This window comes from Streptomyces huiliensis, from assembly GCF_020037025.1.
GTDB classification, from domain to species: Bacteria; Actinomycetota; Actinomycetes; order Streptomycetales; family Streptomycetaceae; genus Streptomyces; species Streptomyces huiliensis.
In genome coordinates this window covers 1-2,477 of the sequence record NZ_JAIQLH010000308.1, presented here as the reverse complement: position 1 = coordinate 2,477, position 2,477 = coordinate 1, and the positions used below count along the sequence as shown (strand labels likewise).

Sequence of the window (2,477 nt, the reverse complement as noted above, 5' to 3'; positions counted from 1 at the left end):
GGCGGCCCCCTCGACGGCAGCGCCGTCGCCGGGCGGCGACCGGCGGCCGGGCCACGGGCACGGCCACGGCGGCGGCCTGCGGGACCTGCCGGTGCCCACGGTCGTCGGACACCGCGGCGGCAGCGGATACCGGCCCGAGCACACCCTCGGCTCCTACCGGTTCGCCCTGGAGAACGGCGCGGACGTCATCGAGCAGGACGTCGTCCCCACCAAGGACGGCCATCTCGTCTGTCGCCACGAGAACGACATCACGGGCACCACCGACGTCTCCTCCCGTCCCGAGTTCGCCTCCCGCAAGACCACCAAGACGGTCGACGGCGAATCCCACACCGGCTGGTTCACCGAGGACTTCACCCTCGCCGAGCTGAAGACCCTGCGTGCGAAGGAACGCCTGCCCCAGGTCCGGCAGCACAACACCCTCTACGACGGCCACTGGACCGTGCCCACCTTCGAGGAGGTCCTCAAGTGGGCCGACGAGGAGGGGCGCAAGCGCGGCCGCCGTATCTGGCTGCACGTCGAGACCAAGCACCCCACCTACTTCCGCAAGCTCGGCCTGAGCCTGGAGGAGCGGCTCGCGAAGCTGCTGCGCCGGTACGGCCGCGCGGGCCGGAACTCGTATACGTTCCTGCAGTCCTTCGAGCCGAGCAGCCTCCAGCGGCTGGGCCGGCTCGGCATCGACTGCCCGAAGGTGCTGCTGCTGGACGACCTGCCCACCCGCCCCTGGGACTTCGTCGAGGCCAAGGACCCGCGCACGGTCGCGGACCTCGTCACGCCCAAGGGCCTGAAGTGGATCTCCGGCTTCGCCGAGGGCATCGGCCCGTGGCTCAACCTCATCATCCCCCGGGACAAGAACGAGCGGCTCACAAAGCCCACCACGCTCGTCCGTGACGCGCACGCGGCCGGTCTCGTCCTGCATCCCTACACCATGCGCAACGAGAACAGCTTCCTGCCCGCCGACTTCCGGCGCGGGAGCGACCCGAACGCGTACGGCGACGCCATCGGCGCCTTCAAGGCGTACTACGCGACGGGGATCGACGGCATCTTCTCCGACAACTGCGACACGGCGATCGTGGCGAGGGAGGAGTTCCTGAAGGGCCGCAAGGGCTGAGTCCCTCGCTACCCAGGGAATCCCGACGGATTCCACACGGACGAGTGACGCCCGTGGGGGTCGGCAACCGGCGGGACGCGGGCCCACGTCCCGCCGGGCATGACACCGAACGACCTCGTCACCTCGCTCCGGCCGCTGCTGGCCGCCGAATGCGCCGCCGAGGCGCCGGCGGCCGGCATCGACGCGGCCGACCTCGAACAGGCCGTCTGGGTCCGACTGCTGAGCGACCGGTACGACGGCAGTCCCGCCGGCCGGCGGAAGGGCCGCCGCCCGCGCCGCCCCGAGCCGCCCGCCCTCCGGTTACGCGCCGTCGTCCGCGCCGAGGCCCGCGCCGCGGGCCGCCTCGCCCGCCGCGAGGTGCCCTACGACCCGGTGGCCGCCGAACCGGCCGACCACGCCGGCGCGCTCGACTCCGGTGTCGAACGGGCCGTCCTGGCCGCCGAATCCCGCCGCGAACTCCGCGCCGCGGTCCGCCGCCTCCCCGGCCGCTGCCCCGGTCTGATGCGCGCCCTTCTCTCCTCCGGAGACCCGACCTACCGAGAAATCGCAGGGGAGTTGGGTATCTCACAAGGATCTTTGGGGCCGATCCGTTCCCGTTGCCTGGGATGCCTGCGCAGAATGCTGACGGCGGCGATTGCGGCTCCTGGACCTTGGGGAAAGGAGCGGTAGACAACAGGCGCCACGGAGGCGACGTGTACCGCGGCGGCTCCTGTCAGACGGAACGTACGGGACTGACCAGGGGAGGCATGCGCACATGGGTATGAGCGTGACCATCGCGGCGGCGACCGAGGACGACGCCGAACAGATCCTGAAGCTCCAGTACCTCTGCTACCAGGGGGAGGCCGAGCTCTACGGGGACTACTCCCTCGACCCTCTGACGCAGACTCTCGGTGAGCTGCGTGCCGAACTGGCGGCGGGGTGCGTGCTGGTCGCCCGGCTCGGCGATGAGGTCGTCGGGTCCGTGCGCGGTGCCGTTGACTCCTCGTCCGGTACGGCGTCCATCAGCGGTCTCATCGTCCACCCGCGGCTGCGGCGGCACGGCCTGGGCGGCCGGCTCCTCGCCGCCGTGGAGGAGCGGCTCGCCACGGACGGCTCGGCCCGGCGCTTCCGGCTTGCCGTCGGGCGGCGGAGCGAGCTGACGCTGCGGCTGTGCCGGAAGCGGGGGTACGAGGCGGTGGGGACGGAAGTGGTCAGCCGTACGCTGACGGTGGTGAGGCTGGAGAAGTCGGCTGAGGTGGGGGAGCTGGCCGCGGCCGGGTGAGGGTTGCCCCGGACCCGCCCCTTCGCCGTTTCCTGGGGCTGCGCCCCAGACCCCTTTGTCCTCAAACGCCGGACGGGCTGGATTCAGCCCGTCCGGCGTTTGAGGACA

General features: G+C 71.7%; 3 protein-coding genes. All 3 read left to right on the top strand.

The window, feature by feature from the left end:
* Positions 1 to 1,108: glycerophosphodiester phosphodiesterase (locus JNW98_RS31925; protein WP_223771796.1), on the top strand; the 1,108-nt coding region annotated here is incomplete at its 5' end.
* Between the two features lie 99 nt (positions 1,109 to 1,207).
* Positions 1,208 to 1,777, top strand: coding sequence for an RNA polymerase sigma factor (locus JNW98_RS31920; protein WP_223771795.1), 570 nt, complete (start codon positions 1,208 to 1,210; stop codon positions 1,775 to 1,777).
* Positions 1,778 to 1,862: 85 nt separating this feature from the next.
* Positions 1,863 to 2,369, top strand: coding sequence for a GNAT family N-acetyltransferase (locus JNW98_RS31915; protein ID WP_223771794.1), 507 nt, complete (start codon positions 1,863 to 1,865; stop codon positions 2,367 to 2,369).
* Positions 2,370 to 2,477: the final 108 nt, after the last annotated feature.